The following is a 15602-nucleotide window of genomic DNA, read 5'->3' as shown; positions in this document are numbered from 1 at the left end:
ATGCGGGTCTCATTTCAACGTCCAATGTCTCATCCTTGCAAATAAACTTAAACTAAGTTTATTTTATCTTCCTACGGCGTCCTATCCCTTCTGGTCATCCTGACCGCTTCCCTGTGCCGTGGTGCTATAATGCCGTTACAGGGGATAAATAAAAATACACAAAAAACGACACGGTATGTAAGCTAAAGAAGCGGTCAAAGTGAACACTTGTTCACTTATTCGTTTATTTTGTAGTCGATGATCACAGGGGCATGGTCGCTAAACCATTGTTCTTTATAGACCCATGCATTGGTTGTACGTGCTTTCCAGTCTGGAGAGCAAGCTTGATAGTCGATGCGCCAACCGACATTTTTCGCACGGGCTTGACCGCGATTTGACCACCATGAATATAATTCTGCTTCTTGGCGGACTTCACGGAAAGTATCCACATAGCCCAAATCATCATAAATGTGATCAAGCCATGCTCGTTCATGTGGTAAGCAGCCTGATGATTTTTGATTGCCTGACCAGTTTTTAATATCAATACGTTTATGCACGATATTATAGTCACCACAGACGATGATCGATTTATTTTCATCTCGCCATTGTTTTAAAATCTTGGCGTATTCTAGTAAAAATAAATCTTTACGTGCTTGTGCATCTTCACCACTTGAACCTGATGGTAAGTATAGAGAAGCAATATGAACAGGATGTGACAGTCCTAAATCAAACTCCGCCGTGATAAAACGCCCTTGCGAGTCAGCAAGTTCAAAGCCAAGTCCATTTTTCACCGTAATAAATGGCAAACGACTATAAATTGCTGTACCTGCATAGCCTGCACGTTCAGCTGGAAATAAGTGCGTATACCAACCCTCAGGTTTGAATTTATCAGTCCATTGTTCATGGGTGATGCGGCTTTCTTGCATACATACGACATCCGCATCGGACTGTTCTAACCATTCGAGTAGACCTTTGGTTACTGATGAACGTAGCCCATTTACGTTAATTGAGACGACTCGAAGAATTTTTACATCACTTGGATAGCTATCCTTTGGTATCATGCGTATGTTTAACCTCAATTGATGAATTTGGAGCACCTTATGACAACGCCTGTGTCATTTAATCCGCAAGCTTTTATTGAACTCGCATTATCACGTGGTGTGCTTAAATTTGGTGAGTTTACCTTAAAATCAGGTCGTGTCAGTCCTTATTTCTTTAACGCAGGTTTGTTAAATGATGGTGAAGCACTCTCTCTTTTAGCACAAGGCTATGCAGATAAATTGGTTCAGTGTGACAATGTCGGTTTGATTTTTGGTCCTGCGTACAAAGGTATTCCTTTTGTAGCAGCAACTGCGGTGGCCTTGTCTCAAATACATGGCAAGAGCGTTCCTTGGGGTTTTAACCGTAAAGAAGCTAAAGATCATGGTGAAGGTGGTGTGTTGGTTGGTGCATCGGTTGCAGGTCAAAAAGTCTGGATCATTGATGATGTGATCACTGCGGGGACTGCGATTCGTGAAGTTGTGACTATCTTAAAAAATGCTGGTGCAACGATTGCGGGGGTATTGGTTGCATTAGATCGTCAAGAACGTGGTCAAGGTGAACTTTCTGCGATTCAGGAAGTACAAAAAGAACTCGAAATCCCAGTGCATGCTTTAATCACAATGAAAGATTTGATGGATTATTTGGATGCCAAAGGCGAGAAAGAAGCATTGGCAAATATGCAGGCTTATCGTGAAAAATATGGCATCTAAGTTTTAGATAGAGAAAGGAAGCTGATGCTTCCTTTTTATTGAGTTTAATTCATCAATTATTGGAAATAATGATTGAAAAATAAGCGTGGAACGTGAAAAATCATATAAAAGCCGTTTCAGTATGCTGAACCCTAGAACGACCTAATTTAAGATATTGATATTTATGTTAAAATCTCAAGTATTTCGCATAAGGTGTATTATGTTAATTTTAGAAAAATTAATAAATAATCTCTAAAAAGAAAGATTAATTTTGTCTTTCATTCTCAAATAGATTTGATATAGTAAAATTTATAATGAATAATCCATTTTATGGATAAAATGTCCATAGAAATTAGGTTTTATATATGATTATTGACTTCACAGTAGAAAATTTTCTATCTTTTAGAGAACAACAAACATTAAGTTTTATTGCTGACAATAAGAATTTAGCCCATAGTAACCACTTATTAGATACACCTATTAAGGATCTTAAACTTTTAAAAGTGGCGGTCATCTATGGCCCTAATGCGTCAGGAAAATCTAATTTTTTATCAGCTCTACATCGTTTAAAAAAATTAGTTGTAAATTCTGTTAGTCATTCACCAAATGATGAAACTAAAATTTTGCCATTCAAGTTAGATAAAGAAAGTCGTATTACTCCTTCTACTTTTGAGCTTAATTTTTTATGTAATGGCATCAGATATAATTACTTGATTGAACTAGATTCACAGAGAGTCTATTTTGAGCATCTTTCTTATTATCCAAAGAAATACAAAAAGAATATTTTTACACGACAATTAGACGATACAAAAGAATATTTTTATAGCTTTGGTGATGATTTAAAACCTAAAAGAATTTATGAAGATATCGCAATCAGAACTTCCGAAAATGTTTTATTTTTATCAAAAGCAGTTCAAGATAATAGTAAGTTTTTAAAACCAATTTATGATTGGTTTGATCAAGTACTTGTAGAGCAAACTTCATTAGAAGACGCTGCAAAAAAAATCTATAGTGATGATACTTTCAAAAACCAGTTTCTAAATTTTATTAGTAAACAGGATATAGACATTGTTAATGTTAATGTTGATCCCTCATCATTAGCTGAAAAAATTCTTAAAAGTGATAAAAATATTCCTCCAGAAATGAAGGAGAAAATTATGAGTAATTTCAAAGATGAGATGGTTTATGATATCCAAACTGTCCATAAGGACATTGATGGTGATTTAGTACCTTTCGAATTTGGATTAGAGTCTAATGGCACTCATAAATTATTTGCTTTATCTCCACTTGTTGTAAAAAATTCAGAAGAACCCACTAAGACATTTTACGTAGATGAACTTAGTTCTGCATTACACCCTCTTCTTGTAAGAAATTTTTTAAAAACTTTTCATGAGAATGATAACCAAATGATTTGTGTCACTCACGACACTCACTTAATTGATCCTGATTTCTTAAGAAAAGATCAAATCTACTTTGTAGAAAAAGATAACGATCAAGCTTCATCTCTTTATTCTTTATTAGAATTTAACCCAAGAAATGATCGCGAAAACTGGGAGTTACGTTATTTATCAGGAAGGTATGGTGCAACACCATTTTTAAAATAATTGTACATAGAGATTTTTAATGGGTACTGATGATATAGCGAAGAAGAGAATTGCAGCCAGTCGCAAAGCAAAAGAAGATCGTAAACTTGCAAAACGTTCAGCCGGTAATCGTAGTCTTATTCCTAAAGTCCTAATACTTACAGAGGGCGATTCAGAAGAAATATATTTTCAGAAACTAATTGAAAATATGTCGTTACCTACTGTTTTTTCTGAAAAAAGCTCATGTACGGATAGTGTAGGTATTGTTAGTGAGGCTGTGAAATTAGCAAAAGCGGAAGAAAGAAAAGGGAATGCTTATACATATATATTCTGCATATTTGATTTGGATACGGTAAAAAATAAAAAGTTCCTTGATGTGATAAGTAACTACAAATCAAAGGAAACTAGAATTTTTCCAATATATTCTTTTCCTTGTATCGAAGTCTTTTTTTCTCTTCATTTTGAAATATGCACGAAGCCTTTTCATGTTACAGGTAATAAATCTATTGGAGATACTGTAAAAGACTACTTTAGGCAAAAATTTGACAATGAATATTCTGAGACGAATAAAGAAAGCATTGAAAAACTAACTTATGAATATAAGAGAGCTATATATCACTCTACAAAGCTAATAGAGCAACAGGTTTCTGTTGACTCTATTAATCCTATAAGTACAGTCCATAAACTACTCATATTATTAGAATCAATATTTTGCAAAAATAGTTCTTATATATTTGAGAGAGATATAGAAGACTTCATTGAATCAAAAATCTAAATCAGAAGGCACCTACCTAGGTGCTTTCTCATTTAACATAAAATCTCTAATGCGAATCACTTCTCCTCACACTTCTTACATTCCAACATCACCCCTAACTTTTCCTTACGCCCTTGCTCCGTCAACACCCAAGGGCGATTTTGCCACGGTGGATCATGGCGCACATGCTGCGTATGACCACAAGCTAGATCAGCAACCCAATGATTTTCTTCATCGATATGAAAACCAACAATAGCTTGCTGCATTTATTCACTCAAACTTTCGAGTTTAGAATCCTCTAAACCCTTTAAAAAACGATGGCATAGATTATGAATTGCCACCAAATCATTGGGATCGAGACCCAATGAGCAGGCGAGTTTAAAAGGAATTAAGGTAATTTGATCTTTTGCAGCAAGTGCTTTTTCTAGCAAGATTACCTTTTTCATACGCTCATCTTCTTTTACCGCAACGCGCTTTAAAAATTGCTTTTCTTCAAGTTTTTTAATAATTGGCGTCAGCGTGCCTGAATCAAAAAAGGTCTTTTGTCCAATTTCAGACAACGTCACATTGTCCTTTTCATACAAAGCCAACAGTACGATAAATTGCGGATAGGTTAGGTCGTATTCCTGAAGTAAGGGACGATATTGACGAATCATTGCATTGGTCGCGGAATACATTGCAAAACACACTTGATTATCCAAGTAAGAAAATTCAGTCATGCTTTACTCCCCAAGGTCACCTTTGCTAGCTCACAGTATAGATTGGTTAATAAGAAAAGTATATTGCGCATAATTAACTTGTATGCAAGATAATTGTGTGCAATATTAATTCGCATAGCTGAACAAATAGACAAAGCTATTAAGCAAATAAGATGGATTGAATCAGAGCGAGATGTTGTATGACCACAATTTATGATTTTCAGGCTGAACTTTTAGAAGGTGAGCAAAAGAACCTTGCAGACTATCAAGGCAAAGTTTTATTGGTAGTGAACACTGCAAGTCAATGTGGCTTAACCCCACAATTTGAAGGGCTTGAGAAGCTATATCAAGACTATCAACAACAAGGTTTGGTGATTTTAGGTTTTCCATGTAATCAGTTTGCAAACCAAGACCCATCAAGCAATGAAGAAATTGGCAGCTTCTGTCAGCGCAACTATGGTGTGTCATTTCCTATGTTTGCCAAAGTCGATGTGAATGGTTCAAATGCACATCCGATTTATAAATACCTCACCTCAGAAGCCAAAGGTATTTTAGGTAGTGAAAGCATCAAATGGAATTTCACCAAGTTTTTGATTAATCAAAATGGCGAAGTGATTAAACGTTATTCTCCAACGACCAAACCTGAAAAAATTGGCAAAGATATTCAGAAACTTTTGGCTTAATTTGATGCTGAAAGCGAATGCTGCACGAATTACTGGCAATGAAATCATTTGCCAGTAATTTTATAATTTTTATCACTCAGAAAATCGTCTATTTAAATAAATAGAATCTAGTGATCTGAATAAATTAGAATTTTTTAGATTTAAGAATTACATAACTTGTTTAAACATCATCACTAAACTTCGCTATACTTTTTGCCAAGATTAAAAATACGAGCGTCAAATTATGCGTGTACTTGTAGTGATGGACCCAATCGAAACGGTAAATCTTAAGAAAGATTCCACGATGGCAATGTTATGGGCGGCAAGTCGTCGTGGGCATGAATTGGGTTATGCATTACAACACGATTTATATATTGATCAAGGTAAAGCATTTGGTCTGATTGCACCGCTTAAAGTCTTTGAAGATTATGATCATTATTATGAGTTGGGTGACAAGCGCAAAGAGTCATTGGCTGACTACGATGTGGTGTTGATGCGCAAAGACCCGCCATTTGACATGAATTTTGTCTATACCACTTATATTTTGGAACAAGCAGAACGTGAAGGCGCGTGGATTATTAACAAACCCCAATCCTTACGCGACTGCAATGAAAAATTATTTGCAACTCAATTCCCAGAACTTCAAGTGCCCACTTTAGTGACTTCACAACAAAGCCTGATTCGTGAATTTATTAAAGAACATGGCGATGTGATCGTAAAACCACTCGATGGAATGGGTGGAATGGGGATTTTCCGTTTATATCAAGATGGCGTAAATATCGGTTCAACTCTAGAAATGCTCACCGAAATGGGCACACGTCCAATCATGGCGCAACGTTATATTCCTGAAATCGTCGAAGGAGATAAGCGTATTTTGATGGTGAACGGTGAACCTGTACCTTATTGTTTGGCACGTATTCCACAAAATGGCGAAGTGCGTGGTAACTTGGCTGCGGGTGGTCTAGGTCAGGCGCGTCCACTCACTGAAAATGATAAAATGATCGCAGCAAAAGTGGGTCCTTTCCTGCGTGAAAAAGGCTTAGTTTTTGTCGGTCTTGATGTGATTGGTAATTATGTGACAGAGATTAATGTCACGAGCCCAACCTGTATCCGTGAGATTGATGCACAATTTGGGACGTCGATTGCAGACGATCTATTCAATGTCTTAGAAGCAGGCCGTTCAAATTAATTGAGCTGTTAGATTTTGACCCAAATGCCCATTTGTTTTTTGCGAAAATTAACATACGAATGGGCATTTAGATGTCGACAGAACCATGTTTTTAGCAAACAATTGAAAAAAGCTACGCTTTCTGTTGTAAACAGGTGAAATTCGCTTTTCGTGAATGAAGCTTTAGGATTAAAATAACTCCCGAAAACAATAGACGATAACCTTCTTTTTTGAGTTGAAGAATTAGACCGTGACCAATTCGCCACAGAACAAACCCAAACATGTCATGATGATGGCCGCTGGTACAGGTGGACATGTCTTTCCAGCACTTGCAGTTGCGAAACAACTTCAACAAGAAGGTTGCCAAGTCTCATGGTTAGCGACACCATCGGGTATGGAAAATCGCTTACTTAAAGATCAAAATATTCCAATCTATCAAATTGATATTCAAGGTGTACGCGGTAATGGTTTAGTCCGTAAACTCAGCGCACCTTTTAAAATCTTAAAAGCGACCTTAAGCGCTATGCGCTACATGAAACAGTTGAAAGTTGATGTAGTTGCAGGCTTTGGTGGTTATGTCGCAGGACCAGGTGGTTTAGCTGCACGTTTACTTGGTATTCCTGTATTAATTCATGAGCAAAATGCGATTGCAGGATTTACCAACACCCAATTGGCTCGTATTGCCAAAACCGTGTGTCAGGCATTTCCAAATACTTTCCCAAACAGTGATAAAGTCGTCACCACAGGCAATCCTGTACGTGCGGAAATTAGTTCGATTTTGAATCCTTCTTGGCGTTATCAAACCCGAGAGCAGGAGCATCAACCGATTAGCATCTTGATTGTGGGAGGGTCATTGGGGGCACAAGCGTTGAATGAGCGCTTACCCGCAGCATTGAAAAAAATAAATGCGCCTCTCAATGTATTCCATCAATGTGGTCAGAACCAACAGGATGTCACGCTTGAGCGTTATCAAGATGCGCCAGCGACATTAAAAGTTGATGTTCAGCCATTCATTCATGATATGGCAAAGGCGTATAGTGAAGCAGATTTGATTATCTGTCGTGCGGGTGCGTTAACCGTCACCGAGGTTGCGACAGCAGGGGTTGCTGCAGTTTTTGTTCCACTACCGATCGCTGTAGATGATCACCAAACTGCAAATGCGAAGTTTTTAGCAAATGTTGGTGCGGCTAAGATTTGTCAACAAGCAGAAATGACACCTGATGTGTTAGATAAACTGCTAAGTAGCTTGATCAATCGTCAGTTACTTTCTGAAATGGCAGTTAAAGCACGTCAACAAGCACAACCAAATGCTACACAGCATGTGGTTGATCTGATTAAAAAATTGTAATTCGAGTCCATCTATGTCACCTACAAATCCAAACCAAGCCAAAAAGCTAATCAAAGTGCCTGAAATGCGCCGTATTAAAAACATCCACTTTGTTGGTATTGGTGGTGCGGGGATGTGCGGTATCGCTGAGGTATTAGCCAACCAAGGTTATAAAATTTCGGGTTCAGACATTAAAGCCTCAAAAACCACAGCGCAACTCGAAGCGAATGGCGTTAAAGTCTTTATTGGACATAGCGCTGACAATATTAAAAATGCCAACGTCCTTGTTGTTTCAACAGCGATTGATCCTGAAAATCCAGAGATTAAAGCCGCGATTGAACAACGCACACCGATTGTACGCCGTGCTGAAATGCTTGGTGAGTTGATGCGTTATCGTCATGGTATTGCAGTTGCAGGTACACATGGTAAAACTACAACGACTAGTTTATTAACAACGATGTTGGCGGAAGAAAATCTTGACCCGACATACGTGATTGGTGGATTGCTGAATAGTACAGGGGTAAATGCGGCATTGGGTGAAAGCCGTTTTATCGTGGCAGAAGCGGATGAGTCAGATGCTTCATTCTTATATTTGCAGCCAATGGCCGCGATTGTGACCAACATCGATGCCGATCATATGGACACTTATGAAGGTAGTTTCGATAAATTAAAAGATACCTTTATTCAATTCCTACATAACTTGCCGTTCTATGGCTTGGCTGTGGTATGTGGTGATGATGCCAATATTCGCGAAATTTTACCGCGTGTTGGGCGTCCAGTACTGACCTATGGTTTTAATGAAGATAATGATGTACGTGCCGTTGACGTTGAACAAGATGGTATGCGCTCACATTTCACTGTATTGCGTAAAGATCGTGAGCCATTACGTGTCACGATTAACCAACCAGGTTTACACAATGTCCTAAATGCGCTTGCGGCGATTGGTGTTGCGACAGATGAAGGTGTTTCTGATGGTGCGATTTGTCGTGCTTTAGAAGGCTTTAGCGGTGTTGGTCGTCGTTTCCAAGTTCAAGGTGAATTTGAGGTTGGTGAAGGCACTGTTAAACTCGTTGATGATTATGGCCACCATCCAAAAGAAGTTGAAGCAACGATTAAGGCAGCGCGTGCCAGTCATCCAGATCGCCGTTTAGTCATGATGTTCCAACCACATCGTTTTAGTCGTACTCGTGATTGCTTTGATGACTTCGTGGATGTTCTTTCGCAAGTTGATCAACTTTTATTGTTAGAAGTTTATCCAGCGGGTGAAAAGCCGATTGTGGGTGCAGACAGCCGTGCTCTTGCGCGTAGTATTCGTTTGCGTGGTCAGGTTGAGCCGATTTTAGTTGATCCTGTTGAAGGAAATTTACCAAACGTTTTGCAAAAAGTGTTACAACCGAATGACCTGTTATTAACACAAGGTGCGGGTAACGTCGGTGCAATTTCGGTAGAATTGGCTCAGCATCGCTTGTATGCCCAGTAGTTTTAGAAAATTCCTCCCAACCTTCTTTTAACAAAGGGCGGAGTTCCCCTCTTTCATAAAGATGGGGCGGGAAGATTTAGAGAATTTAGAAAAGTTTTAAGGATATAAACGTGTCAAATGCTGCAAAATTCGGCAAAGTTGCTGTGTTATTTGGTGGGAAGTCGGCTGAGCGTGCTGTGTCATTAGACAGTGGTCAAGCTGTATTAGAGGCTTTATTGCGTTCAGGTGTACAAGCAGAAGCATTTGATCCACAAGAAAAAAGCGTAACTGAGCTTGTTGCCTATGATCGTGCATTTATTGTATTGCACGGTCGTGGTGGTGAAGACGGACAAATTCAAGGTGTGCTTGAGTGGTTAAATATTCCATATACAGGAACGGGCGTTCAAGGCTCTGCGATTGGTATGGATAAAGTCAAAACCAAACAAATTTGGCAGGGTAGTGATTTGCCAACAGCTCCATACCGCATTATTACAAAAGATTCTGATTTGAACTCAGTTATAGCTGATCTAGGCTTGCCCGTGATCATCAAGCCTGTACATGAAGGTTCGAGTGTCGGGATGAGTAAAGTTGAAAAAGCAGAAGATTTTGCTGCGGCAATCGAGAAAGCGACTCAACATGATGCAGTGGTCATGGCTGAAAAATGGATTACGGGTCGTGAATTCACGATTTCTTTCCTGAATGGTCAACCGTTGCCAGTTATTCGTTTGCAACCCCCAGCTGATGTCGCATTTTATGACTATGAAGCGAAGTACCAACGCGATGATGTGCAATATGGTATTCCATGTGGTTTGAGTGAAACTGAAGAAAAGTCTTTGCAAGCGCTATGCTTACGTGCATTTCAAGCAGTAGGTGCAGAAGGTTGGGGACGTATTGATGCGATGCAAGATGAGCAAGGTAATTTCTGGTTGTTAGAGGTAAATACTGTACCTGGTATGACCAGCCACTCGCTTGTACCTAAAGCTGCACAAGCGGTCGGTTATAGTTTTGATGAGCTTTGCCTAGCAATTTTAGAGCAAACTTTAGCAAAGTCGGCTTAATTATTCATGGCTCAACTTCCTGCATCAATGCGTCGTAAAACACGACCTGCCATCAGCTCTATTCATGAGAAACCGCCTTCGCCTAAACAAAAAATGGTGAACGCGGGTGGTTGGCTGCTTCTTGTTGTTGCATTTGCCGTGCTTGCAGTTGGTCTTTATGGCTTATATAAAGTCATGACAGATGCAACTGTGGCACAATTGCAGGTGGTGGGTACTCAATCAGAAGTTGAGAACCAACAGTTGGTTCAACATCTCAATCCTATAATTAAAGATAATTATTTCACTTCAGATTTAGAATTAATTCGTGATCAGGCGTTACAAGTCTCATGGGTTGATCGGGTGGTAGTTTCACGAGCTTGGCCAAATGCAATTCGTGTGCGGGTGATGCCGCGACATGCGATTGCACGTTGGGGAACAGGGCGCTTGCTCAGTGATAATGGCGATGTATTTAGCGAAGCTGTGCCAAAGGTACATCCAAACTTGCCGCTTTTGCATGGTCCAGTCAGCCAATCCAAAATGATGATGCGTCGCTATAATGAAATTAATCAGTTGTTTTATCCTGCAAATTTGCGGTTAAAAGAGCTTTATTTAACAGAGCGTATGACATGGTTCATGCAGTTTGACTCAGGTTTACGTATTATTGTTGACCAAGATCAAACCATGAATAAGTTACAACGCTTGAGCCAATTGGCACAAACGGATTTAAAACCTGTATGGTCAAAAATCTCGGCGATTGATTTACGTTACCGAAATGGTTTAGCCATTCAGTGGAAAAATGCAATGCCGCCAAAGATTGTCAATGGTCAATTAGTTGTAACGATTGATGACACAAACCTTGCGGGTGCAATTCAGGCAAAGCCATAATACGTGGCTTGAAAATAACAGGCAATTTTGCCCGTATAAACAACAAAAGATATGGTATTGAAGTAATGAGTGAAGCTGTTCCCTCAGTTGTTGCGATTGATATTGGGACTCATAAAGTCTCAGTTTTGATTGGTAAGATCCATGCACCGGATAAAATCCAAGTGATCGGCATGGCAACTGCTCGCAACCGAGGTATGGTTAAAGGCAAGATTGTCAGCTTAGACAAAGTGATTGCTGCCATTAAAAATGCAGTATCCGAAGCAGAAGATATGGCGGAATGTCGTATTCATAGCGCATGGGTGTCGATACCAAGTACTGAATTACAAAGTTTTTATGCTTCAGGTCGCACTCCTGTCGCAAATCATGATCATATTATTACGACAAATGAAGTAGTTAGAGCGTTAGAGTTGGCTAAAGCGAGCCATGTGACCCCTGATTATTATTTGGCAAGTGCTGTGCCTTTAGGCTTTGAGTTAGGTGACTCTGCTGAATGGGTACAAAATCCTGTGAATATGTCAGCACATAGCATGACAGGACACTATCAGCTGATGATGATGCCGATCAGCACTATGCAAAACCTTGATCGCGCGATGAAAGGTGCGAACATTGGTGTTGAGAAAATGGTGGTATCTTGCCTTGCAACAGCTGAATCGAGCTTGCTGAAAGATGAAAAAGAATATGGTGTTTGTTTAGTTGATATTGGTGCAGGTATTACCAATATTGCGGTTTATTTGGATGGACGTTTGGCATTAGCACGTACTTTACCGCGTGGTGGTGAAAATGTGACACGTGATATTGCAGCAGTTTTACAGACTACAACTGAAGAAGCCGAACGCATCAAAATTTTACATGGTTGTGTCGATATCAGTGTGGTCAAACCAGACCATATGATTCAAGTTCAAGGTATTGATGGTACGCAAACCATTAGTCGTATTGAGCTTGCAGAAATTGTAATTGCACGTTATGAAGAAATCTTTACATCTATCCGTGAAGAGTTAGAGCATAGTGGTGCAATACATGGTTTATATCATGGTGTTGTACTCACAGGTGATGCTTGTCAAATTGAAGGAATGGTGAATTTGGCACGTCGTATGCTTGGTGTATCTGCACACTTGGGTAATCCGCCTTTGCAAGTTTATGCTGAAGATCAGCACTTACCTGCATTGCGTCGTTCAATGTATGCGACAGCGGCAGGGTTGTTGATGTTTAGCCAAAGTGACTTACAAGATGCTGTTGAAGAACCTGAAGAAGCGAATGATCGGAGTTTTATGGATCGTGTCGCAAATGGTTGGAATGCACTCAATAGCAAGCTTAAGGCGATTTTCTAACTTGTAGGTATTTTGGGGAAAAATTGTTAGGAAGTTGTAATAGTAAGTCACTGGACTTGACAAGCTGAGTAATATTGAACAGCATCCTAGGCATCAGTAGTTTTAAAAATCAAGGCAGTAACGGGCTGAAGTAACTGCCATTTATATATTAGGAAATCTAAAGGTCATGGCCTCATTTGAATTTATAGAAGATGAACTAGACGATGGCAACGGTCAAGCCCGTTTCACAGTATTTGGCGTGGGTGGTGGTGGCGGTAACGCTGTTCAACACATGGTGCAGTCAGACATCAAAGGCGTAAAGTTTGTTTGTGCAAACACGGATAAACAAGCCCTAGATAGCATGAATGCTCCATTCAAGATCCAGCTGGGTGAGCAAAGTACTCGTGGTTTAGGTGCAGGTGCAAATCCAGAGGTTGGTCAGATTGCTGCTGAAGAAAGCCGTGAAGTGATTCGTCAACATCTCGAAGGCACGGACATGGTTTTTGTCACTGCAGGTATGGGCGGTGGTACAGGTACAGGTGCAGCACCTGTGGTTGCCGAAGTAGCTAAAGAAATGGGTATTTTGACCGTTGGTGTTGTGACAACCCCTTTTAATTTTGAAGGTCGTCGTCGTCAAAAATCAGCTGAAAAAGGTATTGATGCACTTGAAGCACATGTAGATTCGTTGATTATTATCCCAAATCAACGCTTACTCAGCGTGTATGGTGACATCTCAATGAAAGATGCCTATAAAAAGGCAGACGATGTATTGTTAAATGCTGTTCGCAGTATTTTTGACTTAGTGGTAAATCGTGGTCACATTAACCTAGACTTTGCTGACTTAAAAACTGCGATGAGCACACGTGGTTATGCAATGATGGGTGCTGGTTTGGGACGTGGTGAAGACCGTGCTCGCCAAGCAGCTGAACAAGCAATCCGTAGCCCATTACTCGATAACGTGAATATTATCAATGCTAAAGGTGTATTGATCAATATTACTGGTGGTGATGATATTACCTTACGTGAAACAGAAATTATTACCGATGTGGTCAATCAAATTGTTGATTTGGACGAAGGTGAAATCTTCTACGGTACGGTATTTGATCCTGATGCACGTGATGAACTTCGTGTGACTGTAATTGCAACTGGTCTGACTCGTAATGCGAGCGAAGTTGAGGCGAAGAAGCGCGTTACGACAACGCATCATGCCACAGCACATACAGCCCAACAATCAGTTGATGAAGATGATGTACCTGCAATTAGTAAGCGTACAAATGCTGAATCACCAGTAGCGAACGCACCAAGTTCAACCCCGCGTTCTTCGCCGATGAGCATTCAGGACTATCTGAAAAATCAACAGCGTAAATAACAAAATCATATGTTTAGCTAAAGGGGGACAGTAATTGTCCCCTTTTTTATTTTTTTAAAATGGCAAAATATGCTAAGTTATATCGGTTTTTGCAAATGAAGTTGGCGTGGCATGGTGAAACAACGTACTTTGAAACGTGTGGTGAAAGCGAGCGGTATTGGTCTGCACAGTGGTCAAAAGGTGCTGATTAATTTTGTTCCACACCATATTGATGGAGGTATTGTCTTTCGCCGTATTGATTTAAATCCGCCAGTTGATATTCCAGCAAATGCTTTACTTATCCAAGAAGCCTTTATGTGCTCCAATCTCGTTCGAGAAGACATTAAAGTCGGAACGATTGAGCATGTGATGAGTGCGATTGCAGGATTGGGGATTGATAACCTTATCGTTGAAGTGTCTGCATCTGAAGTGCCAATCATGGATGGTAGTGCTGGTCCATTTATCTATCTTCTTATGCAAGGTGAGCTCGCAGAGCAAAATGCACCGAAGAAATTTATCCGAATTTTAAAACCTGTAGAAGCGCTGCTTGAGGATAAGCGTGCTATTTTTACCCCTCATTCAGGTTTTCAACTTAATTTTACGATCGATTTTGACCATCCCGCCTTCGCAAAAGAATATCAATCTGTCAGTATCGACTTCTCTACAGAAACCTTTGTCTATGAAGTTAGCGAAGCCCGAACTTTTGGTTTCATGAAAGATTTGGATTATTTAAAAGCCAACAATCTTGCATTAGGTGCAAGTTTGGAAAATGCGATTGGTGTTGATGATACAGGCGTAGTCAATGAAGAAGGGCTGCGCTTCGCCGATGAGTTTGTTCGCCATAAGATTTTAGACGCAGTAGGTGATTTATATCTATTAGGGCATCAAATTATTGCGAAATTTGATGGCTATAAGTCAGGACACGCTCTGAATAATCAGCTTCTTCGCAATGTTCAAAACGATCCAAGCAGCTATGAAATTGTAACATTTATTAACGAGAATGAATGTCCGATTCCGTATGTAAGTGTGACATAAGTCATTGTCTTATATTGTGTATGTTATATTATAACAATTAAAATTGTGATGTAGTTCTCGTTATTTGATTGAGTGTTTCGATCGTCAATATCGGTACTTTACTTTTTATTGCTTGCCAAACGTAGTAAAGCTTGGCTAAGCTTAGCGTCGCTCACATATTCAGCGGCACTGCGTAATAGCTCCTTTGTCTCTGAAGAAAGTGCTTGAGGCGGGGGAGAGACTTGTTGAGAAACCACGGTCTTATTTCTTAAACGGACTTGGATTTTTCTTAAATCTCTGAGACCTTCAAGCTGAGCTAACTGCGCAACATAGTGACTTTGTAAATAACTGAGCTGACTAATCATTGCTTGATTTTCACCTGTTATGGTCAAAACGCCATGTTGATAACAAACAACCTGCCATTGTTCTGGTTGGGGCAATAATGGTTGAATAATTTTCGTAAGTTGTTTCCATTGTGTGACTTGCGTAGTCAGAAACGTTAAGTTTCCTGTTTTTATGTGTTGTCCTTTCTGTTGAAAGACGTTTGTAGGTTCAGACATTTTAACTTCCCACGAGGTTAGATGTTCATCTTAAGCGTTCACTTCAGCTGATTTCAAGGAAGAGATGATAAAGGAACTTTAGTAAGGACGG

16 protein-coding genes are annotated in these 15602 nt (G+C 39.6%); 12 read left to right on the top strand and 4 right to left on the bottom strand.

Annotation, left to right across the window (positions count from 1 at the left end):
• Nucleotides 1–215 precede the first annotated feature (215 nt).
• Nucleotides 216–1040: an exodeoxyribonuclease III gene (locus tag R2H34_RS15870; RefSeq protein ID WP_004964967.1), complete on the bottom strand. Its 825-nt coding sequence runs from the start codon at nucleotides 1038–1040 to the stop codon at nucleotides 216–218.
• Nucleotides 1041–1079: 39 nt separating this feature from the next.
• On the opposite strand from R2H34_RS15870, the gene pyrE reads away from it, so the two are divergent.
• The 3 genes from pyrE (at nucleotide 1080) to R2H34_RS15855 (ending at nucleotide 4067) form a co-directional block, all read left to right on the top strand.
• Nucleotides 1080–1730, top strand: a complete 651-nt coding sequence (pyrE, locus tag R2H34_RS15865; RefSeq protein ID WP_004964964.1) for an orotate phosphoribosyltransferase — start codon at nucleotides 1080–1082, stop codon at nucleotides 1728–1730.
• A gap of 344 nt (nucleotides 1731–2074) precedes the next feature.
• Complete coding sequence (locus R2H34_RS15860; protein WP_004964960.1) at nucleotides 2075–3313, top strand: AAA family ATPase; 1239 nt, start codon at nucleotides 2075–2077, stop codon at nucleotides 3311–3313.
• Nucleotides 3314–3332: 19 nt separating this feature from the next.
• A complete protein-coding gene (locus tag R2H34_RS15855; RefSeq protein WP_004964955.1) occupies nucleotides 3333–4067 on the top strand; it encodes an RloB family protein in 735 nt (244 codons plus the stop codon).
• Nucleotides 4068–4123: 56 nt separating this feature from the next.
• Here R2H34_RS15855 and R2H34_RS15850 read toward each other — a convergent pair whose 3' ends face one another.
• Both R2H34_RS15850 and R2H34_RS15845 read right to left on the bottom strand, forming a co-directional pair.
• Nucleotides 4124–4312 carry a DUF3565 domain-containing protein gene (locus tag R2H34_RS15850; protein ID WP_035334310.1) on the bottom strand — a complete coding sequence of 63 codons (189 nt, stop codon included), beginning with the start codon at nucleotides 4310–4312 and terminating at the stop codon, nucleotides 4124–4126.
• Nucleotides 4313–4765, bottom strand: a complete 453-nt coding sequence (locus R2H34_RS15845) for a MarR family winged helix-turn-helix transcriptional regulator (protein ID WP_004964947.1) — start codon at nucleotides 4763–4765, stop codon at nucleotides 4313–4315.
• Between the two features lie 179 nt (nucleotides 4766–4944).
• Here R2H34_RS15845 and R2H34_RS15840 point away from each other — a divergent pair, with 179 nt between their 5' ends.
• From R2H34_RS15840 to lpxC, 9 genes are all read left to right on the top strand, one after another.
• Nucleotides 4945–5427, top strand: coding sequence for a glutathione peroxidase (locus R2H34_RS15840; protein WP_004951282.1), 483 nt, complete (start codon nucleotides 4945–4947; stop codon nucleotides 5425–5427).
• Nucleotides 5428–5650: 223 nt separating this feature from the next.
• Nucleotides 5651–6595: a glutathione synthase gene (gshB, locus tag R2H34_RS15835; RefSeq protein ID WP_099947880.1), complete on the top strand. Its 945-nt coding sequence runs from the start codon at nucleotides 5651–5653 to the stop codon at nucleotides 6593–6595.
• A 229-nt stretch (nucleotides 6596–6824) separates the two neighbouring features.
• Nucleotides 6825–7922 (top strand): undecaprenyldiphospho-muramoylpentapeptide beta-N-acetylglucosaminyltransferase, encoded by a 1098-nt coding sequence (gene murG, locus R2H34_RS15830; RefSeq protein ID WP_017397599.1) that lies wholly within the window; start codon nucleotides 6825–6827, stop codon nucleotides 7920–7922.
• 13 nt (nucleotides 7923–7935) lie between these two features.
• A complete protein-coding gene (gene murC / locus R2H34_RS15825; RefSeq protein ID WP_004909932.1) occupies nucleotides 7936–9381 on the top strand; it encodes a UDP-N-acetylmuramate--L-alanine ligase in 1446 nt (481 codons plus the stop codon).
• A gap of 110 nt (nucleotides 9382–9491) precedes the next feature.
• Complete coding sequence (locus tag R2H34_RS15820) at nucleotides 9492–10418, top strand: D-alanine--D-alanine ligase (protein WP_004964941.1); 927 nt, start codon at nucleotides 9492–9494, stop codon at nucleotides 10416–10418.
• 6 nt (nucleotides 10419–10424) lie between these two features.
• Nucleotides 10425–11282, top strand: coding sequence for a cell division protein FtsQ/DivIB (locus R2H34_RS15815; RefSeq protein ID WP_004951291.1), 858 nt, complete (start codon nucleotides 10425–10427; stop codon nucleotides 11280–11282).
• A 65-nt stretch (nucleotides 11283–11347) separates the two neighbouring features.
• Nucleotides 11348–12610 (top strand): cell division protein FtsA, encoded by a 1263-nt coding sequence (gene ftsA / locus R2H34_RS15810; RefSeq protein WP_004909921.1) that lies wholly within the window; start codon nucleotides 11348–11350, stop codon nucleotides 12608–12610.
• 166 nt (nucleotides 12611–12776) lie between these two features.
• Nucleotides 12777–13958, top strand: a complete 1182-nt coding sequence (ftsZ, locus tag R2H34_RS15805) for a cell division protein FtsZ (RefSeq protein ID WP_004909919.1) — start codon at nucleotides 12777–12779, stop codon at nucleotides 13956–13958.
• Nucleotides 13959–14069: 111 nt separating this feature from the next.
• Nucleotides 14070–14972 (top strand): UDP-3-O-acyl-N-acetylglucosamine deacetylase, encoded by a 903-nt coding sequence (lpxC, locus tag R2H34_RS15800; protein WP_004909915.1) that lies wholly within the window; start codon nucleotides 14070–14072, stop codon nucleotides 14970–14972.
• Nucleotides 14973–15070: 98 nt separating this feature from the next.
• Here the strand turns inward: lpxC and R2H34_RS15795 are convergent, their stop codons facing one another.
• Nucleotides 15071–15511, bottom strand: coding sequence for a hypothetical protein (locus R2H34_RS15795; protein ID WP_004964937.1), 441 nt, complete (start codon nucleotides 15509–15511; stop codon nucleotides 15071–15073).
• Nucleotides 15512–15602 lie beyond the last annotated feature (91 nt).

Origin of the sequence: Acinetobacter sp. 16 (genome assembly GCF_033439925.1) — a bacterium.
Taxonomy (GTDB): domain Bacteria; phylum Pseudomonadota; class Gammaproteobacteria; order Pseudomonadales; family Moraxellaceae; genus Acinetobacter; species Acinetobacter junii.
This window is presented reverse-complemented; position numbering and strand designations above follow the sequence as displayed.